Consider the following 25,940-nt stretch of genomic DNA (forward strand, 5'->3'; position numbering starts at 1 on the left):
TTCTTCAGATCCTTACTAAAAATTATTGCTGTGGAAGAGAAGGGAATAAGACAGGCTTACGTTGCCTGTCTTCTCACCAGCTCCACTTCCGTTTTCATCTCTATTCCATAATTGGATCGTACCTTCTCTTTTACGTGGGCAATAATATCTAATACATCCTGTGCCTGTGCATTATTCTTATTGACAATAAAATTACCATGCATCTCAGAGATCTGAGCGCCGCCGATTTGAAATCCCTTCAGGCCGGCTTTCTCAATCAGCGCTCCTGCATGTTCAGGTAGTGGATTACGGAATACACTTCCTGCACAAGGGTGCATCCATGGCTGCGTTTCTCTTCGGTACTGCTTGTTTTTCTGCATTTCTGCTACTATTAATTCTTTATTTCCTCTTTTCATTTGCAGCTTTGCTTCCACACATATACCTTTTTCTTTCTGGAGACGTGACGTCCGGTATGAGAAATCCATATCTTTATTCTTAATCCATTCAAGACGGCCATCAGGAAATAATACCCGAGCTTCTATTAAAATCCTCGACATGTCGGAGCCATGAGCGCCAGCATTCATAAAGACCGCTCCTCCGACTGTTCCCGGAATGCCTCCGGCAAACTCTAATCCGGATAACCCTTGTTTACTAATTAATGTTGCGAGTGGTATGAAGGGATAGCCACCGCCGGCCGTTACTACTTCCCCCTCGACCTCCATTGACGCCATGCTCTGCCCCAGCTTAATGACAGCACCTTCAATCCCATCATCATCGACAAGAAGATTAGAGCCTTTTCCAATGGCTCGCCACGGAATCTTATGTTTTATAATGATCTCCATCGCCTTTACGAGCCCATCCGTACCGTCAGGTTCAATAAATACATCTGCCGGGCCGCCTATTTTCCATGTAGTATGTTTTGAGAGTGGTTCATTTACTTTAATAACTCCCACTTCAGACTGTTCAAGCTCCTTAATAAATTCGTTCATTATGCTTCCTCCTCCTGCCGGAGATTATCGTTTCACTAAATTTAAAATTGTGTCATATAAGTGCTCTGCCGCATTAGGAGTGGCAAGACTTAAAGCCGCTGAATGCATTTCTTTCCACTTTGTTTCATTATTTAGTACCGCATCAGTATCCTCGAGCAGAAGCCGCCCATTCATTTCCTGTTCATTTCTTACAATGGCAGCCCCGCTTGTGCGCAGCGACTGAGCATTTTTTTCCTGGTGATTATTGGTAACATAGGGGCTCGGAATTAAAATAGATGGCAGTCCCAATGCTGTAATCTCTGCCAGCGTCGTCGCCCCCGCTCTGGTTACAATAAGATCTGAGTGTGCCAATACTTCCGGCATGTTATGAATAAAAGGCTGAATCGATACGTTTTCCGGGCTGCCTGCCTTTTTTGCTTCTTCCATTACCTTGTCATAATGCACAGAGCCGGTAACATATAAATATTGCCACTTTCGTTCTGCAATGTCCGGGAGTGCTTCAAGAAAAGCTTCATTAATCGGCCTTGCTCCCCGGCTTCCTCCGACGACTAACACGGTTTTGATATTTTCTTTTAAACCGAGCTCAGGTAAAGGATTCGCAGTTTTTTGCTGAACGACTTCCGAGGCACGCGGATTTCCCGTTAATATTGTTTTCTCCTTGGGGAAATATTGGACAGAATCGGCAAAAGAAACAGCCACTTTTTCTGTATACCTGCTTAAAAATTTATTCGTCAGGCCCGGGACACTATTCTGCTCATGAATCATTGTTGGAATCTTCATTTTTGCGGCAGCGAAAACTACGGGTCCCGCTACATACCCGCCTGTTCCGATTACAACGTCAGCTTGAAAGTCTTTAATGAACTTTTTTGCCTTTTTCGTGCCGGCAAGAAAACGCCAGATTGTCTTTACATTTTCGAAAGAAATTTTTCGTTTAAATCCGGTAATTTCAATAGTTTGAAATGGGATTCCGGCTCTTGGTACAATATCGCTTTCCAATCCTTTTTTTGTACCTATATAAAGACATTGGCTTTCCGGGTCCAGCCTTTTTATTTCTTTTATTAAAGCGAGGGCAGGATAAATGTGTCCGCCTGTACCTCCGCCGGTTACTATAACCTTCATAAGAACCTCCTGCAAAATTATTATTACGTTTTCCAGCCCGCACAGTGCCTTGATATATTCAACATTATTCCGGCTGCGAGAAGCATTAAGGTAAGAGAGGACCCTCCGTAGCTGAGAAAAGGCAGAGTGATACCGGTCACAGGGAAAAGCCCGGTTACAACTCCTACGTTAATGAGGACTTGCAGAAAAATCATTCCGCAAATACCAGCTGATAAAAATGCTCCGAATAAATCCGGAGATTTTAAGGCGGTGGCCATACCTCTCCACAGCAGTACACCAAACAAAATCAGCACCACTCCAGCTCCTATGAAGCCTGTCTCTTCAGCAAGAATGGCAAAAATAAAATCTGTCTGCGGTTCAGGCAGATAATAATACTTTTGACGGCTTTCCCCAAAACCAAGGCCGAATAATCCGCCAGGTCCCACTGCATATAGAGATTGAATAATTTGAAACCCACTTCCAAGTGGATCAGACCATGGGTCAAGAAAAGATGTAATTCTTTTTATTCGATACGGTGCAGATACGATAAGGCCAATAAATCCTCCCGCTCCTAGTAAAGCAAGCCATACAAAATATTTAATTTTTGCTCCGGCCGCAAACAACAGCACCATACACGTGCCTGCCATGACTGTGCCAGTACCGAGATCCGGCTGCAGCATTATCAGCCCAAATGCAAAAAATAGCAGCAGCAGTGCAGGAAGCATTCCTTTTTTAAAGCTATGGAGCCACTTTTGTCTTTCTGACAAATAAGCGGACACAAAAATTATCATTCCGAGTTTCATAAATTCTGATGGCTGAATGGAGAATGCTCCAGCACCGATCCAGCTTCGTGCTCCGCCTCTTACCATCCCTACTCCGGGAATCAAGACAAGTATCAGCAGCATAAAACAGATGAAGAGCAGTACTCCTGCCCATCGCTTCCAAATCCAATAATCTATTCGCGACAGCCAGATCATCATTGCAACACCGGCTCCTGCAAAAATCATCTGGCGCTTGGCAAAATAAAAAGCGTCTCCCTGCGAATATTCTGCCCAGACGGAGCTTGCACTGTATACAAGCAGCAATCCGGAAATTAATAATAATATTATCGCTGAAAATAAAATCCTATCAACAGGCTGCAGCGGTTTTGGCATGCAGATTCACCTCTTTACACTCATTGAATTCCTTACTTCAATGTATGCCCGCGTGAGGTGAACATGCCAATCAGACTACGCAAATTAGCTGAGTGTTTTGATGGCGGTTAAGAACGCTTCCCCGCGGTCCTCGAACGTTTTGAACTGGTCCCAGCTGGCGCATGCAGGAGATAATAACAGAATATCTCCAGTTTCTGTATATTGATACGCTTCGGTTACCGCTTCTTCAATAGATTCGACCGTTTTCACTTTTTCAAGTCCCGCTTTTTTTGCAGCATCGGCAAGTTTAGCTTTTGTCTGTCCAAAAAAGACAGCGCCTTTTAAAGTTTGAAAATGAGGAATTAATTCATTAAATTCATTCCCCCGGTCGAGCCCTCCGCCAATTAGAACGACCGGGTCAGTGAAGGCTTCAATCGCTTTTTGAGTGGAGAGCATATTAGTTGCCTTAGAATCATTATATACTTTTCTGCCTTCGACTTCCCCCGCAAACTGCAGGCGATGACGAATTCCTTGAAAAGTCATTAGTACTTCTTTTACGTGAGCTGCCTCCGCCCCATAAAGCATGGAAGCCGCAATCGCAGCAAGCATGTTTTCAAGATTATGCCGGCCGGGCAGGGCTGCTTCGTGAACAGATAAGACAGGAATATTTCGAAAATACATCATATCTCCGCTGACATAAGCCCCTTCTGTAACTTCTTTTGTAACAGAGAAAGGAACAAGCACTGCTTCTGAAGCTTCTGCCAGTTTCGCTGATGCTGGATCATCGGCATTATAGACTGCGAAATCATCTTTTGTCATGTTGGCAAACATCTTTCCTTTTGACATTTCATAGTCTTTTCTGCCTCCATGGTAATCGAGGTGGGCATCAAAGATGTTTAACAGCACGGCAATATTCGGCTGGAATGTTTTCGTCCCCTTCAGTTGAAAGCTCGACAGCTCAGTAACCATCACTTCACTTTGTTCTACATTCTGTGCGATTTCGCAGGCTACTTTGCCGATATTGCCTGCAATGTGGGACGTCGTGCCACCAGCCTGCAATATTTCATGGATGAGTGACGTAGTGGTAGTTTTTCCGTTTGAGCCTGAAATTGCAATAATACTTCCTTCACATATCATCCCGGCAAGCTCCACCTCTGTAACTACCGGTATACCAAAACTGAGTGCCTTTTTCACAAGTGGATTATCATAACGTATGCCGGGATTTTTAACGATATATTCCACTCCGTCATCTAAAAGACTAAGAGGATGAGATCCGGACACGAGCTCTATATTCAATTGCTTCAGCTCTTTTTCCTCTGGTGATCCACTCAAATCGTTTGCGTCATTTACAATTACACTGGCTCCAAGCTGCTTTATCAATCTTGCAGCTGCATATCCGCTTTTCGCCAGCCCAAGCACAAGAATCTTCTTATGCTGAAAGGTATCTACAAATTTCATTACAACCACACCTCAATATATATTCCTAATACGGCCATCGCAAAGGCTGCCGTCCAAAATGTGACAACGACCCGCCATTCTGACCAGCCGGAAAGTTCAAAATGGTGATGAAGGGGACTCATTTTAAATATTCGTTTTCCCCGCAGTTTAAATGAGAGCACTTGTAATATTACGGAAAGTGTTTCTGCTACGAAGACACCGCCAATAATGACAAGCAGCAGCTCCAGCTTAGTAATGATGGCCAGAGCTGCGATCGCCCCGCCAAGAGCAAGGGAGCCGGTATCTCCCATAAATACCTTTGCAGGGTGAGCATTAAATACTAGAAATCCGAGAACCCCGCCAACTACAGCTGCAGAAAATACAGCCGAACTATTCATCTCCATGTTCCATGCCAATACCGTAAACGCTCCAAATGCGATGGCTCCTGTTCCTGCAAGAAGACCATCAAGCCCATCAGTAAGATTTACTGCATTCGATGCCCCAACGAGCATGATAATTACAAGCAAAAAGTAAAGCCAGCCAAGTTCAAGGGCATATTCAGTACCAGGAATACTCACTGCTGTGCTGAACTGGCCATTATACAATACGATAAAGAAAATAAGAGAAACCAAAAGCTGAGCAGCCAGCTTTTGTTTAGAAGTCAAACCAAGGTTTCGTTTTTTTGTGATTTTTATAAAATCATCTAAAAAACCAATCAGACCAAATGCGGCTGTAACAAATAATAAGAGTATGGTTTCAGTATCCATACCATTCCCTGCCATCGCCATTACGAAAGTTGTGATCAGGACTGCGAGCAGGATCATCACTCCGCCCATAGTGGGGGTGCCGCCCTTCTTCTGGTGTGATTGCGGTCCCTCTATCCGAATACTCTGCCCGAATTTCAATCTCTTTAAAAAGGGGATAAAAATCGGGGAAAGGATAACGGTCAATATAAAAGATGTAATGAGTGCTGCAAATAGTGGTGTTACCATTCAGGGCTTCCTCCTTGGTTATTCTTTGGCCTTCCGTGCCTTTTCAATTGCATGAAAAGCTTCCTTCCGGTCATCAAAGGGGAACACTTCTTTTCCAATAATTTGATAGGTTTCATGTCCTTTACCGGCAATCAGTACGATATCGTCTTTCTCTGCCAGCTGGATTGCATAAAGAATAGCTTCCCGTCGATCCTCGATTACCGTATACGAATCATTATTATTAACCCCAGCCTGCATTTCATCCAGAATGACAGCAGGGATTTCCATACGTGGGTTATCCGACGTGAACACAGCGTGAGTGCTGTATTTCACTGCGGCTGCCGCCATTTCCGGACGCTTTGTTTTATCCCGGTCGCCTCCACAGCCAATTACAACATAAACATTTCTTTGTGCGATATCATTTATTGTCTGCAGAGCATTCTCCAGGCTGTCGGGAGTGTGGGCGTAATCAACAATGACAGCAAATGACTGCCCGTTTCTAACAGGTTCAAACCGGCCGTCCACCCCTTTAATTTCCTCCAGCGCTTCCACAATCACCTTCAAAGGCACTTCCTCCGCCAGGCAGGCAGCCGCTGCCGCCAGCGCATTATACACACTGAAGCGGCCGACCATCGCCATATGTATTTTTTCACTGCCTGCCGGCGTCTGAAGTATAAACTCTGTGCCGTCCGGCCCTGCCACAATATCAGTGGCCTGGATATCTGCTTTTTTGTTGATACCATAGGTCAAAATAGGCTGGGAACAAATCTTCTCATAGAAGGAGGATGCCTCATCATCAGCATTTAATACAGCTGTTTTTCCTTTGCTATCATAAGCATTTCCAAGCTGGGAAAACAAGAGTCCCTTGGCCCTTTTATACTCCTCCATCGTCTGATGATAATCGAGATGGTCTTTTGACAAATTAGTAAAAACAGCAGTATTGAAGTCACAGCCCCTGACTCTTCCCAAATCAAGAGCATGAGAAGAAACTTCCATAATGCAGGCATCGACTGACTCTTCCGCCATTTGTGCAAACAAGCGCTGCAGTAGAAGCGACTCTGGTGTAGTATTTTTCGTTTCTTCTGTTTTCCCGCCGATTTTCGTATACATCGTTCCAATCATTCCGGTCGTTAGTCGCTGTTTCTGAAGAATGGTTTCAATTAAATGACTGATAGTAGTTTTTCCATTCGTTCCAGTAATGCCGATCAGCCGGAATTTTTGGGTTGGGTGATCGTAGAATTCGTTTGCAAGGATAGCCATTGCCCTTTTTGAATCCTTGACTTTAATTACAGGGATGGTTACATCTACGTCCCTCTCTGCCACAATAGCAGCCGCTCCCTGCTTTTCTGCCTGAGCGGCGAAATCATGACTGTCGACCGTGTAACCCTTCGTACAGAAAAAGAGACCGCCTTTCGTAACCTCTCGTGAATCCATATGTACAGATGTAATAACAAGGTCTTTTTCAAGCGGTATGTGGAACGGACCAAGTTTTTTAAGGATTTCTGATAATTTTTTCATAAATCAACGCTCCTGATTATTAATAAAAAGTGAGGCACCCGGCAAAGCTGAAATGTCATGCACTATGCAAAGCGGGTGCCAAATCGAAAAGGGAACCATACCTATTTTAATTGGAAGAATTCCCAAGGTAAAGCCTGATTGTTCCGCCTTCCTTTATTTTTTCGCCGGGCTGGGGAGATTGGGCGAGAATAGTTGAACCTTCCCCATCTTTTTCTATTTTAAACGGATAATAAGCATCATGAAGCTCCTTCAGAGTAAATCCGGTAATATCAGGCACCTCCATAGTGGGCTCATCCGTCCATGTCAATTCTTTTTCAAGCTGTTCAGATCTTTTTTTCACTCCCATTGCCTGAAGGGAGTCTCCTATAATATTGCCGACAATCGGGGCTGCAACAATCCCCCCAAATTGCAGCGTTTCCTTTGGATTATCTATGGCAGTATAAACGACAATTTCAGGATTATCCGCAGGGGCAAACCCGATAAATGATACTATGTGGTTATTTTCAAGGTATTTTCCACCGACGGCCTTTTGAGCTGTTCCGGTCTTTCCCCCGACTCGGTATCCATCCACAAATGCCCCTTTACCAGTTCCTTTTGCGACTACGTGCTCGAGCGCATTTCGGATCTCCGCCGACGTTTCTTCTGAAATAACACGTCTTTTCATATTGGGGGGATACATTTCCCTTCCTTCTCCGCTTTCAGGATCCATCCACTCCTTGGCCAGATAAGGTTCATAAAGATAACCTCCGTTCACGGCAGCTGCCACAGCGGCTACCTGCTGAATCGGTGTTACAGAGACACCTTGCCCGAATGCTGTGGTGGCCAGTTCAAGCGGTCCTACATTTTCTCTGTCAAATAAAATACCAGTGCCTTCCCCCTGCAGGTCGATGCCTGTTTTTTCTCCAAAACCAAACGCCTCAATATAATCAAACAGTACATTTTTCCCCAGCCTCTCTCCTAGTTTAACAAACCCGGGGTTACAAGAATTCTGCACGACTTCAAGGAACGTCTGCTGTCCATGGCCGCCCTTTTTCCAACACCTTAACTTATGGCCGCTCACTTCTATATAGCCTGGATCATGAAAGGTATCGTTCTTTAAATCCACTTTATCTTCTTCCAGTGCTGCGGCTAATGTAATAATTTTAAAGGTCGATCCTGGTTCGTATTGAGACCAGACCGGTTTATTTTGATTGTACACCTCAGGGGGAACATTACGATAATCCTCGGGGTGAAAATCCGGCCTGCTGCTCATCCCTAGAATTTCTCCTGTATTTGGATTCATAGCGATCGCGATTGCCCCATCCGGGTTATAGGTGGCCTCTGCAATGTCGAGTTCTCTTTCAATGATCGTCTGGACTCGGTCGTCTATGGTTAGACGCAAATGGTCGCCCTGCTTTGGTTCTTTATAGTCATCAGCAATACCCGGCATTCTTTTTCCTTTGGCATCAGAAAAAAAGGACACATAACCAGGGTCGCCCTGAAGTCTGTCGTCATAATAGTTTTCAATGCCGGTCAGTCCCTGGTTGTCAATTCCCGCAAATCCAAGGACATGGGACAAATAGGAGCCTTTTGGATAATGGCGTTTATTATCCTCTGCTATATAAATACCTTCAAGTTCCAGCTCGCGTACTTCTACTGCCTTTTCCTTAGATATCTTTCGCCCTTCAGGGTTCAGCCTCACCGTAGATTCCTGCTTTGTTACCCAGTCATATGCCTTTTCCTTTGTAACATCAAGCACCCCTGCGAGAGCCTCTGCTGTAGCTTCCGGATCCTTAATCTGCCTTGGTACAGCAAGAATCGAAGGAGCACTGACATTGGTTGCTAATACGATTCCGTTTCGATCTAAAATTTCTCCTCGTTCTGCTTCAAATGGAATGTTGCGTCCCCAGGAATCCTCTGCCAGCCCTGTCAGCCATTCTCCCATTGAAAATTGAACATAGCCAAGTCTTATTAATAAAATGAGGACCGCAGCCAAGCCTGCAGCGAGAATAAACAACAGTCTTTTCTTTACTGTAAAGCTTGATACGCGCACGTTTATACCACCACCGTAGGTAAATTAGAATGTCATCACTAATCTACCCTATGCCTGTACCGGATTTATAAGAACAAACTTGCATGCCTCCCCTTTTATAACTACTCTCTTACTTCTTCTTCCTCTTCACTACTCTCTGTGTTTCCTTCTTCTTCCTCTTCACTACTCTCTGTGTTTCCTTCTTCTTCCTCACGCTGTGCCTCCGCTGCTTCTTCTCTTGTCTGTAATTCAACAGTAATGTATCCTTCATTGGAAATGGATGCCCCAGGCTCGGTACTTTGTTTGGAAACGTAGCCGGATCCTAAATGATGCAGCTCCAGTCCGAGAAGATCACTCATTCTTTTCGCATCACGGAGCGACCATCCGCTCATGTCCGGCATCATCGGCTCTCCATTTGTAAGAAGCATCACTTTTTGCCCGATAACGAGAGCGTCTCCTTCGTTAGGATACTGCGCTTCGATTTCAGCCCCTTCTCCTACAACAACTGGATCAAGCCCGCTATCTTCTAATGCTGCAGAAACAGATTCTGGGGATCGTCCAACATAGTTCTCTGCTTCGATACCGTCCTCTTCGTAAACCTCTTCATCCTCCACATCATCCGGAGTCAAATTCATATAGGAGAGACTTTGTTTCATCACTGGATTGAATATCTGGGAAACAGGTGCAGAACCAGCTTCAGTCGGTTCAAGCTCTGGCCTGTCCACCGCGACATAAACGATAATGCTCGGATCATCGGCAGGAGCCATTCCTATAAAAGAAAAAATGTTTTGGTTCTGCCCAGAGAGATAGCCTCCTCCTTCCGGGTCAGAAATTTGGGCGGTGCCTGTTTTCCCAGCTATATCAATACCATCGATTGCAAATGGCCGGCCTGTGCCATTTTCGGAAGTTACAACCGTTTTCAGCAGCTCTCTTGTATCTGCAGCGGTCTTTTCTGATATAGGCTTTCCAGCAGCCTCCGGCTCTGATGTGTACGTATTGGATTTAGAATCAGGATCGTAAATTTTATCGATCACATACGGCTTCATCATTTGGCCGTCGTTGGCAATCGCCGTTGCCGCCTGTACCAGCTGAATCGGTGTAAACGCAGATGCCTGGCCAAAAGCAGTTATTCCTGCATTCAAATCATTCAGTTCAGCGATTGAACTGCCTGACTCCCCCGGAAGGTCTATGCCCGTTTTTTCATCGAGTCCAAAAGCTCCCAAATAATTATACAGATTTTCTTTATGGAGTTTCTCCAGCGCAAGCTTAGCAAATGCCACGTTGGAAGAACGCTGAAGGCCTTCGTTATACGAAATAGTGCCCCAGCCTTCCCCGTTATTATGGTCGGAAATTGTAGTGGACCCTATATTGTAGCTTCCCGATTCAAACATTTCTGAGCCATTGTATACACCTTCTTCTATAGCAGCTGCAAGTGTAAACATTTTCATAGTTGAGCCCGGTTCGATTCTGTCAGATATTGCATAATTGGTATAGTTTTCTATACTTTCGTATTCATTTGGGTTGAAGCTTGGACGATTACTCATGCCAAGAATTTCTCCAGATTCGGCGTTTGCCACGATTGCTGTAATTTTTTCTGGATTATATTCATCTTCTACTTCTGTCATTGCCTGCTCCAGCGCTGTTTGAATATTTGAGTCAATAGTCAAATGAACGTCATCACCGTTTTCCGGTTCCTCCATTACTTCTTTACGGTCTAATAACGGAATTCCCTGAACATTTCTTTGGTACGAAAGAGACCCATCTTTTGAAGAAAGCTCTTCATTCAACCCTTTTTCCAGACCTAATCTTGCAGCACTCATATCCCGCTCTGTATATCCGATAACATGTGATGCAAACATCTGGTTGGGATAATATCTTTTTGGTTCAGTTCGAAAATGGATGCCTGGCAGTTCAAGATCTTCTATTGCTTCTTTTTCTGTGAGAGTTAAGTAACGAGATTTTGAACCAAGTTCTACTTGGAATGCATCACGCTTTAGCAGCTCTTCTAGTTCACCTTCCTCCATTTCAATGACTGGTGCTAATTTTTCAGCTGTTTTTTTAGGGTTTTCAACATAATCCTCATAATCCTCATCAAGGATGGCAAATGCGGTGTAGGATTGCACTTCTTCTGCAAGCGCGTCGCCTTCCCTGTCAAAAATTCCGCCGCGCTCTCCCTCAAGAGTCAGATTTGTTGTCCACTTTTCTTCTGCGAGTGCCGCCAGATCCTGCCCTTTCACTTCTTTACTTACCTGCACATACACGACCCTCCCGGCAAATATCAGGAAGAACAGGCTAATACAAACCATTAAAAATAAAGCTCGCTTTATCGTGCTGTTTCTTCTAAGATTCAACATGTCTTCACCGCCTCTTTTATGCATCCAGCCATAATTATAGCTTTCCTTGCTCCATAGGCAAATGCCTGGTTTACCTTTCAGGTAAAAATGACAAAAGAAAAGGGCCGGCGTGATAAGTATGATCAGCCAGCCCCCATCCTTATATAATTTTTAAGGCGCCGAGCCCTGGATAACTCTTACACTATTATCGTCAAGCTCCATTCCAAGCTCTTCTTTCGCATAGTGCATAATCCTATCTGGAGCACTTAATTCGGTAACTTTTAATTCAAGGCTTTCATTTGTACTCGTCTGTTGATTAATGGATTGGTTCAAAGCCGAAATTTCCCGGTCCTGGGCGTATATGTTTGCAAAATTAGTAACAACAAGCAATGAAGCAAAAATAATAGCTGCCGCCATTGCTGTAATGATGAACTTTTCCCCACGTGTTACATGGCCTCTTATTCGATGCTCGACTTTTTTATGTACTACCTGTTTCTCTTGTTTTTGACGCTGAATCTGCTGAGCGAGATTATTCATGTTAACCGTCCCCCTTACGTTTTTCCACAATTCTCAGCTTGGCTGAGTGTGCTCGATTATTTGTATTTAATTCTTCTTCTCCTGCCGTAATCGGCTTTCTCGTTATCAATGTCAGCTCTGGCTCTTCCCCTTCCGGTATAACCGGCAACCCCGGAGGAAGATCCGGCATACTGCTTGCAGCTTTGAATATCTGCTTACACAATCTGTCTTCTAGGGAATGAAAGGTTATCACACATATTCTGCCTTCAGGGTTTAACAAAGAAATTGCCTGTTTTAAAGCTGATTCTAAAACCTTTAATTCGTTGTTGACTTCCATTCGTAACGCTTGAAAAGTCCTTTTAGAAGGATGCCCTCCTTTACGTCTTGCCGGTGCAGGAATAGCATCTTTAATAATTTCTGTTAATTGAAAGGTTGTCTTAATGCTGGTGCGCTTTCGAAAATCTTCTATCTTTCTGGCGATTTGTTTTGCGAAGCGCTCTTCTCCATACCGGGAAATAATAAAAGCCAGGTCTTCAAACGAATACTCATTAACAATTTCTTCTGCAGTCAATAAGCTGCGCTGATCCATCCTCATGTCAAGTGGAGCATCAAAACGATAACTGAAGCCTCTTTCTGCCTCATCAAACTGCGGGGAAGAAACGCCAAGGTCGAACACTACTCCATCCACTCCGGCTACTCCGCGGCTCGTTAATTCTCTTTTTAGATGTTCAAAGTTGGAGCTGATAAAGGTAAGCTCCGAATTATGTTTCTTTAATCTCTCTCTGGCATGGGCCATAGCTTTTTCATCCTGATCAAATGCATATAAGGCACCTGTCCCATTAAGCCTGTTAAGTATTGCCGCGCTGTGCCCCCCGCCTCCTAAGGTGCAATCGACGTATGTATGATCCTCTCGGACATTCAGCCCATCGGCTGTTTCATGTAAGAGCACGGTCTCATGAAAGAATTGTTCCACCCTCGCATTTTCCCCCCTTGTTGTTTAAAAATTAAAGTCAGGAATATTTTCGGCAATTTCAGAGAATGAATCCTGAGAGTCTTCAAAGTAGGACTGCCAAAGCTCCTTACTCCAAACCTCCACCCGGCTCGATACCCCGATTACTACACACTCCTTTGAAATGGAGGCGTACTGTCTGAGCGTCGGTGGTATCCCGATTCTTCCCTGCTTATCTAATTCGCACTCTGTGGCTCCTGAGAAAAAAAGCGGGTGAATGCTCTCGCATCCTTATTAGTGAAAGGAAGGGTTTTTAGCTTGCTTTCAAGTCGTTCCCATTCGTCCATCGGGTAAATAAATAAACATTTATCCAGTCCGCGGGTGATGACAAACGTCGTCCCTAGATCATCGCGAAACCGCGATGGGACAATCATTCTTCCCTTATCATCCGCATTATGGTGATATTCCCCCATGAACATTTCGGAACCATCCTCCCCCACCTTCTACATTAAAGTTACCACAATCCCCCACTTCATACCACCATTTTTATAACTCTTTTCGCGACAAAAAAACCTCCAGAATATGGAGGTTTTTTACAATAACAGTCTATTCACTCATGTTTGTACCTGAAATTTACAAAATAATTGTTTTATGACGGTTATTTGCTGTAATATCCTGAGATAAAAGCTCCGCTGCAAAATGGCTTCCGTAAAGGTTTAAAAATACGATAATACAATAAATACGTTCCTGCGGTTGACCGAACGGACGCAGAAATTGTGCCGCCTTCTCAATACGCTTGATTGATGCTAAGTTCTTATTTTCCTGGTGTTTGTTTATTCTATTCCCAAATCTCTCCAGTTCATAAACCATTCTTTTCCAATGATTTTCACTAAAGCTCTCTTCTCCAGGCGCCGTCCCCCGCAATGCTTCACTGAGCTTTTGATGATGGGGCCTTAATGCGTTTATTGCTGCTGCCGCCAATTCATTTCCATCACTTTGAATCCCACGGCGGCGGGCTTTCGCGAGCGGAGAAGCCGCACCTTCTGTAACGATCTGCTGAATCTCCACCCTTTCTTTCTGGAGGGCAGCCTCGGCAGTGCGGGGAACAAAGGTAAATTCCATACGTCCCAAAAGAGGGGGCATCTTCATGTGAAAATGATGAAACAGCGGCTTCAGGACCGACCAATAATTAATCTCTCCGGGACCGCCAATGTATGAAAGCACCGGAATAATACTATCCTGTATAAGAGGTCTTGTCAGTACGTTAGCACTAAAAAGAGAAGGTTTGGTCCGGACTGCATCGAGCAGGCGTCCTTTAGAATAAGTGAAAACCCCTTTTTTATCCATATATTTTTCAATGGGACGCTCATACATTAAACTGCGCTGTCTATTTTCATGAAAAAAGAAATGGGCACATTCAAGATCTATTCCGCCCAGCAGCGGATAACCAGCTTGCTCTCTCGCTATGCTGCCGTTTTTTAGTTCTTTCCGTACTTTGTAATTATCATCAATTATTGCGTAAAAAACATCCTTTTCCAGTTCCCGCAGCTCAGGATGATGAGAATCGAGCATCACTAGACCGCTGTCACGAAATATCCATCTCATCATTTCTGCAAAAAAGGCAGTCAACGTTGTGGACCTTGAAGCGAGCATATCGATTGTGTTGCTAATGTTCATGGTGTGTTCTGTTTCCGGAAGCAGTGCAAATACTTCTTTCAGCCAATGCTTCAGATCATGATTGGAAATAGGCTGGTCTGAAACGGACGCCTGAGGAAGCTGTCTTGATTTGAAGGTTTTTTTGACCGGCTTCTGATCCCCCGGTAAATAAACGTGGTTGACTTCATCCAGGTCATGGTCCTCCCCGGCAATCCAAAACAATGGTATAACCGGCACACCGAGCTGTTGCTCGCGAACCTTTGCTTCTTTAATAACAGTTATCGCTTTTGATATTGTGTACACAGGTCCTGTCAGGAGACCAGCCTGCTGACCCGTCACTACGAATACCGTCTCCGGCCTCTTTAATTTATTAAGTTCGTCAAGGGCTCCTATTGAATAGTAAAGATTTTGGTTGTACTTTTTTAAATGATGATAGAGCGCTTTCCTGTCAAACGACCTTTGTGAAAGCTCCTGGTACCTTCTTAAGAAGTCTTTTTCTTTCGTCCCGTAATCAAACAGGGCGGCAGCTTTTTCTCTATTATTTATGTAATCTTTTGTTAAGGGAATGGAGGACGCGATATATTCTTCGATTACTTCCATGAAGTAGTTCAACCTTTCTTCCTTCTGATCTGCAATATATAGAATATCATTAATTATTCAAATGAGAAAAGCATTGAGGAGACTTATGGTCAGACCATAACAAACAAGTAGAATATACACGATACTGAATAAGAAGAAATGCAATCTCCAAATTCCTTTTAACAGTTTATAAAAAGGTGCTTCAGGTGAGGACCGTATCTGAAGAATCGTATAGGCGGCACTGATGAAAAGCATCGTCAGCAAAATCAGCCACAGCAGTGATACCGACCAGATAGCATGAATTAAGATATGAACAGCAATAATAAAGAAAATGGTCGTAAGATCGGCTGCCAGCCGGACAGCTTTACCCTTCCGCTTCGTCCACTTCACGGTCACAATGTACACGAGGTACCAGCCGAGGAATGGAAGAGTAATGATAAAAGTAAAAAAATAGGCAGCAATATCTGTCAAGCTGTTCTCCTTCTTTCTCGTTCGAAATCCAGTTAATAATTCTTTTTTACTGACGCCTCTTTCTGATCAAATGTAAATAAAATTTTAGCATACTCTCCATTTACTTCCTATCACCATTTAAGTAGAAAATCATTTCGTTTATCGCGGGGTCAATTAAGGTATGGTACTATATATGTATTGTTTTGAGGAGGTAATGTACATGACTCATGTGGAAGTGAAACGCTTATTAGTAAACTACAAAACGCTTGAAGAATTTCAAAATTTTAAAGAGGTTGGGGCTCAGGAGCTTTCAATGAAAGAGGAATTAGAGGAAAATATCATTGAAAATGACAGCCAGTCTCCATTTTATGGGGTATATTACGGAAACCGGCTCGTAGCTCGAATGTGCCTGTACAAAATTAACGGCAAGCACGACCGTTATTTCGATCCTCCTCAGGATTACTTAGAACTGTGGAAGCTCGAAGTCCTGGAGCCTTACCGGGGGCGTGGCTACGGAAAAGCAATGGTTGACCATGCGAAGAGCTTTGATCTGCCGGTAAAAACCAATGCGAGGCAGCGATCGGATGATTTTTGGGAAAAGATGGGTTTTGAAGCGGTGAGCTATAATCCTGAGCGTGACAGAGGCCAAAATCCATTTGTATGGTATCCAAAAGGAGTACAGCCACAGGAAATGCCAGATGGTGCCCAGACGCTGCCATAAAACATTATGACATCAATTATAAAGCCCCGCACTTGTAAAATGGTGCAGGGCTTTGTTTTATGAAGAAACTCTCAGCTGCTTCTCTTTTCGTCTTCCTGGCTGCGCAGAAAAGGCAGCGCACCTTCTGACAGGGCACGGGCTTTCTCCATGACACCAAGCATAGCTTTGTAATCCTCACAGATTTGTTCAAAATCCTTTTTCAAGCTGGAAATCTCTTTTTCCAACTTTTCATTCTTTTTCAACAGTTCATTATTTTTCTCTTCTGTTTTTTTAACCTCAAGATTCTCTTCTTGGAGAACAGGGGCAATTTCTTTTAAGAAAGTAATTGTTTCCTCCAGCCTCTCTTTATAATCAGAAGGCTTCTCTACAATTGTTTTAGGCGCCGCTTCTTTTTGAACAGCAGGTGTTTCAGGAGGTACTACTACCTCAGCTTCAACAGCAGGTTTCGTTTTTTGTGATTTCGCAATTTCAAGCGCCGCTTCGTACTTCTTTCTTACATATGCGTTCCAGCGGAATCCACAGGCAGCTGCCGTTCTTGATAATCTATTTCCAGCTTCCTGAAAAGCACTCAATTGGGTATTTCCTTCTCTCACATGCCTTAACACTATTTCTGCAAGTAAAATGTCATCATCTGCCGACCATGCATCCTGTCTTGGCAAGACCATGTCCATCCCTCCATTTCTTTACTTCATATCTATGACACAGCAATAAAAGATAGAATCTGCCTATCAAAAGATTATCTCCTTTTTTTGCTTTTTTATTCATAGATTAGAAAGAAACGAATAAGAGCTCTCTTATTTCTTCGCGCGGAAATCTTCCACAGCCTCAAGATGTGGCTTTTCTCCCCATAAATATGCACAATCAATTACTTCTCGTTCAATTCTTTTCTTCAGCAGTTCTTGATTGGTGCGATCAAGCTTTCGCATTTTATAGGTGCTCAGCACACTACCTTCGATACTCAGCCATGACTGTAAATAATTTTCACACTCAAAACGGATATCTTCTCCTTTTAAAATTTTTTGTACGAGCCCGAGCTTTACGGCCTCGTCGGTGGATACGACCCGCCCTGATAACAATAGCTCAAACGCCTCTTCTTCTCGTATCCTCTCGAATAAAATGGATCCTCCTCCCCACCCCGTAGTAATAGCAAGCTTTGACTGAACGAAGCCAATTTTTGCATGGGCCGCGGCGAAACGAAAATCACACGCAGCCGCAATCTCCGCTCCACCCCCGACAGCAGCACCGTTCAGCAGAGCGACTGTCGGCTTAGACAAAAAATACAGTTTAGTAATGACTCTGCTCATTTTTTTCAGCATCGGCAGGGCTTCTTCCTTCGTATGAAGCTTGTGAAAAACTGAAAGGTCTCCTCCCGAGCAGAAGGCTTTCCGCCCAGAGCCTGTAATAACTAAACAACCCATGTTCTTTTGCTGCTCCACGTTATCAATAATAGCTTCTAATTGATTCATCACGTCATAGTCCACTGCATTCCGTTTCGCCTCCCTGTTGATAATGGCGTACGTAACGGCATCCTTTTCCTCCAGTATTACTTTATCAGTCATTAATAATTTCCTCCCTGTCTGAGGTCAGTAAGTTTAATAATAGCGTAGCATTAAGAGGACGATATAATTTTTAGAGAGAAAAAAACCTATAATATATAAAAAACTAAGGCTCTCGCTTTTTGGAATAGGCGATAGTCTTAGTTTTTCTTATACTAATCCTTGAAATGTCTGCGACCCGAATCGTCGCCTTACGCTGCATTCGAAACGTACGTGTATTTATTTTTAAAAGCCCTGATAAAATGATTCCCTATTTATATACTTACTTAAGGTACAAAAAAGCTGGTGGTTGTGACCTCTGTCATAACCACCAGCTTCCTTTGAAGGAAATATTAATCCTTTTCAATAACCGTTTCACCTTTGTAAGAACCGCAATGTTTACATACACGGTGAGATAGTTTCATTTCGCCGCAATCCGGGCATTTCACCATGCCTGGCACTTCAATTTTGTAATTAGCGCGGCGTTGTCTTTTACGGGTTTTAGAAGTTCGTCTAAATGGTACTGCCATGCTTCCCACCTCCTTTTAGGGGCTGTTTTCACTGTTACTTGTCAAAAAATTTAGCGAGATCCGCCATTCTCGGATCTACTTCCTTATTAGCTTCTTCTTTTTCTGCTTTTATCTTATCTTCCGATATAACTTCCCAGTCTCTGCCCACCTGAGGAGCCTGCGCTTTTCCATCAGATTCTTTGGCGAACACTTGAATGGGAAGCTCAAGCAGAATATTTTCCTTTACGTACGGAAGGAGATCCACATATCCATTTTCAGGTTCATGCAATTGAACATCTTCTTCATCGACAGGGCCCCCATCCAGCTGAAAACGTTCCACCGCTTTAATATCGAAAGGGTAATGAACGTCAGCAAGAGTACGTGAGCAAGGAAGAATCATAGAACCGCTCACCTGGAACGTAAATGTTACCGTCTCTCCGGTGTATTCCGTTTCCCCTGAAATGTGTACAGGTGAAATGTCGCGTATTTCACGATCGCGATCTATTAGTTCGCTAACGTCGGCTTCTTCTTCAAAAGTAAAGCCTGAATGCCTTTTGGCAAGCAGCTGTTGAATACTCCACTTCATAATAAATCACCTCTTGGCAACATGAGTAATTATATCCACCATCCATGTATTTGTCAATATTTTTTCTTTACATTATAATTTGTTAAAGTCAACAGTTTCATCATGATAACATGCATCAATCATCCGTAAAAGCGGAATCAAATGAAGAGAGGGAGGAAGCCCCAAATGAAGGCACTTGGACTTGTCGTAGAATATAACCCTTTTCACCACGGTCATTACTATCATATCCAGTCTTCCAAAGAAAAAACAAATGCTGACATCGTTATCTGCGTAATGAGCGGCTATTTTCTTCAACGAGGAGAGCCCGCGTTTATGCCGAGGCGTGAAAGAACAAAAATGGCTCTTGCCGGCGGAGCTGATCTTGTCGTAGAGCTTCCTTATATATTTTCCAGTCAGCATGCCGGCTGGTTTGCTCAGGGCGCGGTCTCCGTTCTCGACAGTCTTTTTGCTGATGTTCTCTCCTTTGGGAGTGAGCATGGGGAGATTGCCCCATTTATGGAGCTGCAGACATTCTTAGAGAAGCATCAATACACTTACGATAAATGGATAAAGCATTACACGAAAGAAGGATGCAGTTATCCTAAGGCGGCTGCGCTTGCTTTTCAAGAACTGGGACCTGCTCAGTCTCTGCCCGATCTCAGCCAGCCTAACAATATTCTAGGCTATTATTATATTAAAGCTATCACCTCACTGCAAAGCAATATGAAAGTAGAAACGATTGCAAGGACCGGTTCCGGTTATCATGAAACAGATATATCCGCCCATTCAATCGCAAGCGCCACAAGTATTCGCCGTTCTCTCCTTAAAGATAATAAACCACTGGAAGATGTGGCTCCCACTATTCCTCTCTCCACCTTTTCAATTCTTCAAGATTATCAGGAAAAAGGAGAGTTTTTTTATGAGTGGGATAAATACTATCCATATCTGCAGGGAAAATTGGCTGTCATGACTGTTGAGGAGCTGGAAAGACATTACGAAATGGAGGAAGGCCTGCAGTACCGTCTAAAGAAAGCAGCATTGCAGCAAGAGAGTTTTACTTCGTTTATGAAAGCGGTAAAAACGAAACGATATACATGGACCAGAATTCAGCGCATCTGCACTCAGCTGCTAACTGGAACACTAAAGAAGGAAGCTGCAATTTCATTAAAATCGGGCCGGGCTGATCATATTCGCCTTCTTGGAATGAATGAAAAGGGTCAGGCTTACTTAAACCTCGTCAAAAAAAAGGTGGATATTCCTATTCATTCCCAGATGACAGGCGATAAAACTCCGCAGATGAAATTAAATGAAAAAGCAGCGAGGGCCTATTTTCAGCCTCTCCCCCCTCCCGGACGGATTAAATGCTGGCAGGAGGATTATAGGCTGCCCCCGGTGATGCCTGAGAATTAATCAGAATGAATAAAACGAGGAAATGAAGGATTTGTGGATATTACAATTTTATAGCCTCCCCGCCATCCAAAGGCGGGGAGCATGATAAACAACGCAGAGGGAAAATGATGGGAAAGTTTTTTTCTATTAATAACTATTTTAAAACAAAAATCCATTATTCATGATGTTCTTCAGCAGCGATGGCATCTGCTTTTGTTTGATGAACTGTTCCAAATGGATGCTCAGGCGGGGCATAGATAGTATAAAGTTTGAGTGGTTTATTGCCCGTATTAGTTAAATTGTGCCATTTTCCAGCTGGTACCATGATTGCAAAATCATCACTTACTCTTCGTATAAAATTTAAATTGTCTTTCGTATCCCCCATTTGAACTATCCCCTGTCCTTCTTCAATACGCAGGAATTGATCAACTTCAGGGTGAACTTCTAAGCCAATGTCTTCTCCCACATTGATACTCATTAAAGTAACTTGTAAATGTTCCCCCGTCCATAAGGCGCTGCGAAATGTATTGTTTCTTTTAGCTGCCTCATCAATATTTACAACAAATGGCTCTGTTCCATAATCTCTGCGTTCAACCCTTCCATTTAACAATTGTCTCTGGGAAAATCGATCTGCATATCCTGATATTTGAGGAGGCCAGAATACCGGCTGCCCCCCATAGTGTGATGGCGGGACATTAACGTAATATGGATTTCTACACCTACAGCAGTACATGTATGATTCATTCCCTTCTCACATTTATAAATTATCCTATGATGAATGCCCAGGGAATGTACTTTGTTTATCGTATATATCTACCTTCATACCATCAAACGACCAACACAAAAAGAGAATCCGGGTAGAAATGAGGCCACTGAAAAAGTCCTTTCTAATCTGAACGAGCTGTTAAAGTATTGAAGAAATAGAGGCTACAAACGTCTTGAAATTAGATGAAAAGCGGTCTGTATGGAAACTAAATTCCACTCAGACCGCTTTTTAAGAAAAAAACTTTTCAAATCCATCAGTTTTTCAGTGGCCTCGGTAGAAGAACCTGATTTTATGCTTAATTCTTGGTCTTTACTGCGCTCATTTTTGAATCAAGAAATTCTACCGCGTCATCAAAAGTCTTTACAGGTACTACTTTCATGTCAGTATCAATGTCTTCTGCCGCTTCCATTGCCTGTTCATAATTAGAAGGTGATGCCTGCTCGTCATCAGGGGCAAAAAAGACATCTACTCCGGATTTATCCGCTGCTACGATTTTTTGTTTAATTCCTCCAATTCTACCCACATTACCTTCTTCATCAATACTGCCGGTGCCGGCTATATTTTGACCTCTGGTAACATCCTCATCAAGCAGCTGGTTGTAGATTTCCAGTGAAAACATTAACCCGGCCGAGGGACCCCCTATCGCTCCCGCTTCAATCGCAACCTCTGGATTAAAGGTTATGTCGCGGTATGTATATGGATAGAGAAGTCCAAGCCCCGCCCGTCCGCTGTCATCCATTTCCTCTGGAAAATTATCAATACTTATCGTCTCAGTAAGCGTTTCCCCATCCCTCGTTAACGTCAGCTCAACTTCTTCTCCTGCTTCTTTATCAGCGAGCAGCTCATTCATTTCCTCTAAAGTCTGTAACGATTCACCATCGAGCTCCTGAATTAAATCTCCTTCCTTCAGGTGATGCTCTGCATCCATCCCCTGAATTACTTCAGATACTCGAATGCCAAGGTAATCTACGTTATATTCCTTATCAGCTTTTTGGTACGCTACTATTTTCGAAGCCTCCTGGGAGCTTTCCATCATCATATCCTGTCGGTGAAAATATTCTTCGTCCGTTTCTCCTTCCATGAGAAAGGAGTCAGTTGGTGTGACTGTTCGATATTGAGAAACCTGAGCCCAGAGATATAATGGTATATTAGCGCGGCGCTGCCGAATTGTGGTTAAGTAAAATTCACCCTGGTCCTCTATCGCGTTTTCAACATTTATGACCTCGTGTAGACCGGTTGCCTCTCCAGGCTGAGCGTAATAATAGGGCAGTGGAATTTGATTGATAAGCAATAGAAGAAGCAGAACGATTAAAAATATCCAGCCTCTTTTCCCTGCCGCTCTAGTTGTCTTCATGTCCGTTCTCCTTCCAGTTATGCATCCGTTCTTTAATTTCACATATATTTTTTTCCGCTGCAAGCCTCCCTGCCTCGATAATAGCATTCGAGTTATCATAATTGACAGAGCGGTAATATACCGAGATAGGTTTAATAATAATGTCCGCGTCCATTTCTTTATATTTTGTCAGGTTTCTGCCCATAATGTCCATACTTTGTAAAATAACATCATAGATCGTATCAATCGCAGGCTCCTTTTTGTAGTAAGCAACGTCTACAGCAATAACTAAATCCACTCCCATGCCGCGGACAATATTTGCAGGTACTCTTTCCGCCACCCCTCCGTCAACAAGGGTCAATCCGTTCCACTCCTCAGGCACAAAAACACCTGGAATAGAAATACTTGCCCGCACAGCATCAGCAACAGGGCCGGTTCCAATTCCCACTGCTTCGCCGCTGTGAAGGTCCGTTGCTACAGCGATCACTGGTAAAGATAAATCTTCAAAATTTTTCTTTTTAGCCAGCATGCGAATCAGCTCTTTTATTCTGTTACCTTGTATCAGTCCCATTTTTGGCAGCGTAAAATCAACGTAAAGCCTGCTTTTAAACAGTGTTGCAAACCTTGCCAGCGTTTCTGGTGAATGCCCGACAGCATACAAGGACCCCACAAGTGCCCCCATACTGCTGCCACCAATGACATCGATCGGAATTGAATGTTTTTCAAAAACCTCGAGCACTCCAATATGCGCGAGTCCCCTCGCTCCTCCGGCCCCTAGTGCAAGACCAATCTTCGGCCTGGATTCACTCACTCCGTTCCCTCCATTCACGTTAAAGTGAACAAGCGACTGTTAATAATACTCGTTGTATTATCTATGTCCGTGAGAGCATATTCATGATAAAGGCCTGGCCGATTTCCTTTACTATAATACTTATTTTTTGTGCAGGAGGGCAAGTGATTGATAAAAGCAGATACGTTACGTATGAGCGGAATGGTTATTTTTCTGTTTTTTTTCGCCATTTGTCTCATATCTTACCCGCAACATATTGTAGAAGCTTCCCGCAACGGTTTAAACATGTGGCTGGAGGTTGTCTTTCCATCGCTTCTGCCATTTTTTATTACAGCAGAATTATTTATTGCCTTTGGCATCGTGCATTTTTTCGGGATTTTATTAGAGCCTCTTATGCGCCCGCTGTTTAATGTCCCCGGTTGTGGAGGCTTTGTCTGGGCAATGGGGCTGGCTTCCGGCTTTCCCTCCGGTGCAAAATTCACAGCAGAGCTCCGCAAAAAAAATAAACTGACAAAAGAAGAAGCGGAAAGACTCGTCAGCTTTACGAATTCCTCTAATCCTTTATTTATTTGCGGTGCTGTCGCTGTCGGATTTTTTCATAATGCAGAACTCGGCATTCTGCTTGCGATTGTTCACTATTTATCAAATTTAATCGTGGGACTGTGCATGCGATTTTACAAAATAAATGCGCGTCCGACCGAGCCGATGAGATACTCGTACAGCCTGTCCGGTGCCTTTCAGGAATTGCTGAAAGAACAGCAAAGCGATACAAGGCCATTTGGAAAAAAGCTGGGGGATGCCGTTACCCGTTCCATTCAGACACTTCTCATGATAGGCGGTTTTATTATTTTATTTTCCGTCTTGTACGAAGTCCTGCATCTGACTAATATGATCGATGTTCTGGCACTGCTCCCTGGTTTATTACTTTCTACGTTTCATTATCCGGCCGAGCTCGCCTGGCCATGGGTATCTGGTTTATTCGAGATCACAGTCGGAAGTAAGCTCGTTGCAGATTTGAACACAGATTTATTCGAGCAGGCAGTTATTGTAGGATTTATTCTTGGCTTCAGCGGCTTTTCCGTTCATGCCCAGGTAGCAAGTTTATTAGCAGAAACTGATATACGTTTTACGCCATTTTTCTTTGCCAGAATTCTACATGGGTGTCTGGCAGTTGTACTTACATTTTTATTATGGAAACCGCTCTATGCAGCGAGAACTGAAATGCCGGCTTTTCAGCAAAATGAAGAATTAATCCATCTCTCAGAAAAATTCCTGCTGACAAGTCTCGAGCTATTCAAAACGTTCGGCCCATTTTTTACAATTAGCTGCTTTCTCCTATATGCCTGTTTTAGTTGTTATTTTTATTTTAAAAATAAAAAAGCCCGGTTTAATTGAACCGGGCGTGCACATCATGATGGTGCATGGAATTTATTCATCAACGCTTTTTCTACGACAGGGGGAACCAGGTCCTTGACATCGGCTTCGTATTTTGCGACCTCTTTGATTATACTTGAGCTCAAATACGAATATTGATTGTTTGTCATCATAAAAAACGTTTCAATGGAAGGATCAAGTTTTCGATTAATGGAAGCCGCCTGCATTTCATATTCAAAATCAGAAACCGCTCGCAGACCTCGGACAATCGTATTTGCATTTTTTTCTTTTATGTAATCAATCAAAAGTCCATTAAACGCATCAACTTCTGTATTTGGAATATGAGCAATGGATTCACTTAATAACTGGACCCGTTCTTCCACCGAAAATAGTGGTACCTTATTGCGGTTATGCAATACTGCAACGACTACTTTATCAAATACTCTTGCACTTCTTTCAATAATATCAAGATGACCATTTGTTACCGGATCAAAACTCCCTGGATAAACTGCAACACTAGGCATCGGGTAAGCTCCTTCCTGTTTCTCCATCAGTGGTATATATTGTAACGGCAGTGTCTCCATAGTGATCTTCGCTTTTTTTATACAAACCATCAATTTTCTCTGGAAATTCAATATTTTTCTGGTGTTCACAAACAACCATCCCATGGAGATTTAACAGATTTGCAGCTGAGATTTTTTCTACAATGTTTTCAATCTGCTGATGTGCATAAGGAGGGTCCAAAAAAATAAGATCAAATTTTATTTTTCGATTTCCAAGCTGGGTTAATGCCCTTCCTGCTTCATTTTTATATACTTCAGTGCAATCCTGCCATGAGCAGGAATGAATGTTTTGCTTAATGGTTTTCAATGCGGCAGCGGATTTATCAATAAATACGGCAGAATCACAGCCTCTGCTGAGAGCTTCTAAGCCGAGATTTCCTGTGCCGGCATACAGATCCAAAACAGCGCCGCCATCAAAGTAAGGGCCAATTTTATGAAAAACTGCTTCCTTCACTTTATCAGAAGTGGGGCGGGTTTTCATCCCTGGAACTGCTTTTATCACTTTGCCCTTATTCTTCCCCGAAATTATTCGCAACGTGACATCTTCCTTTTTTGCCGGAATTTTACCACAGCGGCCGGCTGCTAACGTAATCCTATCATAATCTAACATAAACAGGCAAAACGAAGGAAATAGAATGTAGTTTCTCTCTCAAAATCTCCTAAACATCTGCTTTTTTCTTGTTACTTTGATGTGTTGTAACCTTCTTAAAGTAAAAAATGATTTTTCATGTATAAATAGAAGGACATAGGTGCATACTTTCAAACAGCAGCATGAA

24 protein-coding genes and 1 pseudogene are annotated in these 25,940 nt (G+C 43.2%); 3 read left to right on the forward strand and 22 right to left on the reverse strand.

The genetic code is table 11. The features are described 5' to 3' along the window. Positions 1 to 56: 56 nt before the first annotated feature. From murB to ACE4RR_RS02410, 13 genes and pseudogenes are all read right to left on the reverse strand, one after another. Positions 57 to 968, reverse strand: a complete 912-nt coding sequence (gene murB, locus ACE4RR_RS02350) for a UDP-N-acetylmuramate dehydrogenase (RefSeq protein ID WP_375533785.1) — start codon at positions 966 to 968, stop codon at positions 57 to 59. A 24-nt stretch (positions 969 to 992) separates the two neighbouring features. Continuing rightward, the gene (murG, locus tag ACE4RR_RS02355) at positions 993 to 2,087 is read right to left on the reverse strand and encodes an undecaprenyldiphospho-muramoylpentapeptide beta-N-acetylglucosaminyltransferase (protein ID WP_375533786.1); all 1,095 of its coding nucleotides are present in this window, start codon (positions 2,085 to 2,087) and stop codon (positions 993 to 995) included. Positions 2,088 to 2,110: 23 nt separating this feature from the next. Then, positions 2,111 to 3,220: a stage V sporulation protein E gene (gene spoVE / locus ACE4RR_RS02360; RefSeq protein ID WP_375533787.1), complete on the reverse strand. Its 1,110-nt coding sequence runs from the start codon at positions 3,218 to 3,220 to the stop codon at positions 2,111 to 2,113. Between the two features lie 84 nt (positions 3,221 to 3,304). Next, positions 3,305 to 4,657 carry a UDP-N-acetylmuramoyl-L-alanine--D-glutamate ligase gene (murD, locus tag ACE4RR_RS02365; protein ID WP_375533788.1) on the reverse strand — a complete coding sequence of 451 codons (1,353 nt, stop codon included), beginning with the start codon at positions 4,655 to 4,657 and terminating at the stop codon, positions 3,305 to 3,307. After that, the gene (gene mraY / locus ACE4RR_RS02370) at positions 4,657 to 5,628 is read right to left on the reverse strand and encodes a phospho-N-acetylmuramoyl-pentapeptide-transferase (protein ID WP_375533789.1); all 972 of its coding nucleotides are present in this window, start codon (positions 5,626 to 5,628) and stop codon (positions 4,657 to 4,659) included. Before mraY ends, murD begins: the two co-directional genes overlap by 1 nt. An 18-nt stretch (positions 5,629 to 5,646) precedes the next feature. After that, entirely contained in the window at positions 5,647 to 7,125 is a 1,479-nt protein-coding gene (locus tag ACE4RR_RS02375) for a UDP-N-acetylmuramoyl-L-alanyl-D-glutamate--2,6-diaminopimelate ligase (protein WP_375533790.1), read from the reverse strand. Positions 7,126 to 7,231: 106 nt separating this feature from the next. After that, entirely contained in the window at positions 7,232 to 9,157 is a 1,926-nt protein-coding gene (locus ACE4RR_RS02380; RefSeq protein WP_375533791.1) for a stage V sporulation protein D, read from the reverse strand. Between the two features lie 101 nt (positions 9,158 to 9,258). Continuing rightward, positions 9,259 to 11,391, reverse strand: coding sequence for a penicillin-binding protein (locus tag ACE4RR_RS02385; RefSeq protein WP_375533792.1), 2,133 nt, complete (start codon positions 11,389 to 11,391; stop codon positions 9,259 to 9,261). Positions 11,392 to 11,640: 249 nt separating this feature from the next. Beyond that, on the reverse strand, positions 11,641 to 12,006 hold the full coding sequence (ftsL, locus tag ACE4RR_RS02390) for a cell division protein FtsL (protein WP_375533793.1): 366 nt from the start codon (positions 12,004 to 12,006) through the stop codon (positions 11,641 to 11,643). A gap of 1 nt (position 12,007) precedes the next feature. After that, positions 12,008 to 12,958, reverse strand: a complete 951-nt coding sequence (gene rsmH / locus ACE4RR_RS02395; protein ID WP_375533794.1) for a 16S rRNA (cytosine(1402)-N(4))-methyltransferase RsmH — start codon at positions 12,956 to 12,958, stop codon at positions 12,008 to 12,010. Positions 12,959 to 12,982: 24 nt separating this feature from the next. Further along, positions 12,983 to 13,413 (reverse strand): annotated as a pseudogene (mraZ, locus tag ACE4RR_RS02400) (division/cell wall cluster transcriptional repressor MraZ). 154 nt (positions 13,414 to 13,567) lie between these two features. Continuing rightward, positions 13,568 to 15,202: a bacillithiol biosynthesis cysteine-adding enzyme BshC gene (gene bshC, locus ACE4RR_RS02405; RefSeq protein WP_375533795.1), complete on the reverse strand. Its 1,635-nt coding sequence runs from the start codon at positions 15,200 to 15,202 to the stop codon at positions 13,568 to 13,570. Between the two features lie 45 nt (positions 15,203 to 15,247). Continuing rightward, the gene (locus tag ACE4RR_RS02410; RefSeq protein ID WP_375533796.1) at positions 15,248 to 15,640 is read right to left on the reverse strand and encodes a DUF3397 domain-containing protein; all 393 of its coding nucleotides are present in this window, start codon (positions 15,638 to 15,640) and stop codon (positions 15,248 to 15,250) included. Between the two features lie 199 nt (positions 15,641 to 15,839). On the opposite strand from ACE4RR_RS02410, the gene ACE4RR_RS02415 reads away from it, so the two are divergent. Continuing rightward, positions 15,840 to 16,340 (forward strand): N-acetyltransferase, encoded by a 501-nt coding sequence (locus tag ACE4RR_RS02415; RefSeq protein ID WP_375533797.1) that lies wholly within the window; start codon positions 15,840 to 15,842, stop codon positions 16,338 to 16,340. A gap of 71 nt (positions 16,341 to 16,411) precedes the next feature. On the opposite strand, the gene ACE4RR_RS02420 is transcribed toward ACE4RR_RS02415, so the two are convergent. From ACE4RR_RS02420 to ACE4RR_RS02435, 4 genes are all read right to left on the reverse strand, one after another. Beyond that, complete coding sequence (locus tag ACE4RR_RS02420) at positions 16,412 to 17,005, reverse strand: RsfA family transcriptional regulator (RefSeq protein WP_375533798.1); 594 nt, start codon at positions 17,003 to 17,005, stop codon at positions 16,412 to 16,414. A gap of 129 nt (positions 17,006 to 17,134) precedes the next feature. Then, positions 17,135 to 17,899 carry an enoyl-CoA hydratase/isomerase family protein gene (locus ACE4RR_RS02425; protein ID WP_375533799.1) on the reverse strand — a complete coding sequence of 255 codons (765 nt, stop codon included), beginning with the start codon at positions 17,897 to 17,899 and terminating at the stop codon, positions 17,135 to 17,137. A 329-nt stretch (positions 17,900 to 18,228) separates the two neighbouring features. Further along, positions 18,229 to 18,405, reverse strand: coding sequence for a 50S ribosomal protein L32 (gene rpmF / locus ACE4RR_RS02430; RefSeq protein ID WP_375533800.1), 177 nt, complete (start codon positions 18,403 to 18,405; stop codon positions 18,229 to 18,231). 34 nt (positions 18,406 to 18,439) lie between these two features. Beyond that, complete coding sequence (locus ACE4RR_RS02435) at positions 18,440 to 18,970, reverse strand: YceD family protein (RefSeq protein ID WP_375533801.1); 531 nt, start codon at positions 18,968 to 18,970, stop codon at positions 18,440 to 18,442. Between the two features lie 165 nt (positions 18,971 to 19,135). Between ACE4RR_RS02435 and ACE4RR_RS02440 the strand changes: the two genes are divergently transcribed. Further along, positions 19,136 to 20,359, forward strand: a complete 1,224-nt coding sequence (locus tag ACE4RR_RS02440; RefSeq protein ID WP_375533802.1) for a nucleotidyltransferase — start codon at positions 19,136 to 19,138, stop codon at positions 20,357 to 20,359. 154 nt (positions 20,360 to 20,513) lie between these two features. Here the strand turns inward: ACE4RR_RS02440 and ACE4RR_RS02445 are convergent, their stop codons facing one another. From ACE4RR_RS02445 to ACE4RR_RS02455, 3 genes are all read right to left on the reverse strand, one after another. After that, entirely contained in the window at positions 20,514 to 21,071 is a 558-nt protein-coding gene (locus ACE4RR_RS02445) for a cupin domain-containing protein (protein WP_375533803.1), read from the reverse strand. Between the two features lie 328 nt (positions 21,072 to 21,399). After that, the gene (locus ACE4RR_RS02450; protein ID WP_375533804.1) at positions 21,400 to 22,458 is read right to left on the reverse strand and encodes a SepM family pheromone-processing serine protease; all 1,059 of its coding nucleotides are present in this window, start codon (positions 22,456 to 22,458) and stop codon (positions 21,400 to 21,402) included. Further along, positions 22,445 to 23,248 (reverse strand): patatin-like phospholipase family protein, encoded by an 804-nt coding sequence (locus ACE4RR_RS02455; protein WP_375533805.1) that lies wholly within the window; start codon positions 23,246 to 23,248, stop codon positions 22,445 to 22,447. The genes ACE4RR_RS02450 and ACE4RR_RS02455 overlap by 14 nt, the downstream gene beginning before the upstream one ends. A 147-nt stretch (positions 23,249 to 23,395) precedes the next feature. Between ACE4RR_RS02455 and ylbJ the strand changes: the two genes are divergently transcribed. Next, entirely contained in the window at positions 23,396 to 24,622 is a 1,227-nt protein-coding gene (gene ylbJ, locus ACE4RR_RS02460; RefSeq protein WP_483860796.1) for a sporulation integral membrane protein YlbJ, read from the forward strand. Positions 24,623 to 24,636: 14 nt separating this feature from the next. Here ylbJ and coaD read toward each other — a convergent pair whose 3' ends face one another. Both coaD and rsmD read right to left on the reverse strand, forming a co-directional pair. Next, complete coding sequence (coaD, locus tag ACE4RR_RS02465) at positions 24,637 to 25,125, reverse strand: pantetheine-phosphate adenylyltransferase (protein ID WP_375533806.1); 489 nt, start codon at positions 25,123 to 25,125, stop codon at positions 24,637 to 24,639. Continuing rightward, positions 25,118 to 25,774 (reverse strand): 16S rRNA (guanine(966)-N(2))-methyltransferase RsmD, encoded by a 657-nt coding sequence (rsmD, locus tag ACE4RR_RS02470; protein WP_375533807.1) that lies wholly within the window; start codon positions 25,772 to 25,774, stop codon positions 25,118 to 25,120. Before rsmD ends, coaD begins: the two co-directional genes overlap by 8 nt. Positions 25,775 to 25,940 lie beyond the last annotated feature (166 nt).

This window comes from Alteribacillus sp. HJP-4, assembly GCF_042139015.1.
GTDB lineage: Bacteria > Bacillota > Bacilli > Bacillales > Marinococcaceae > JBHIKY01.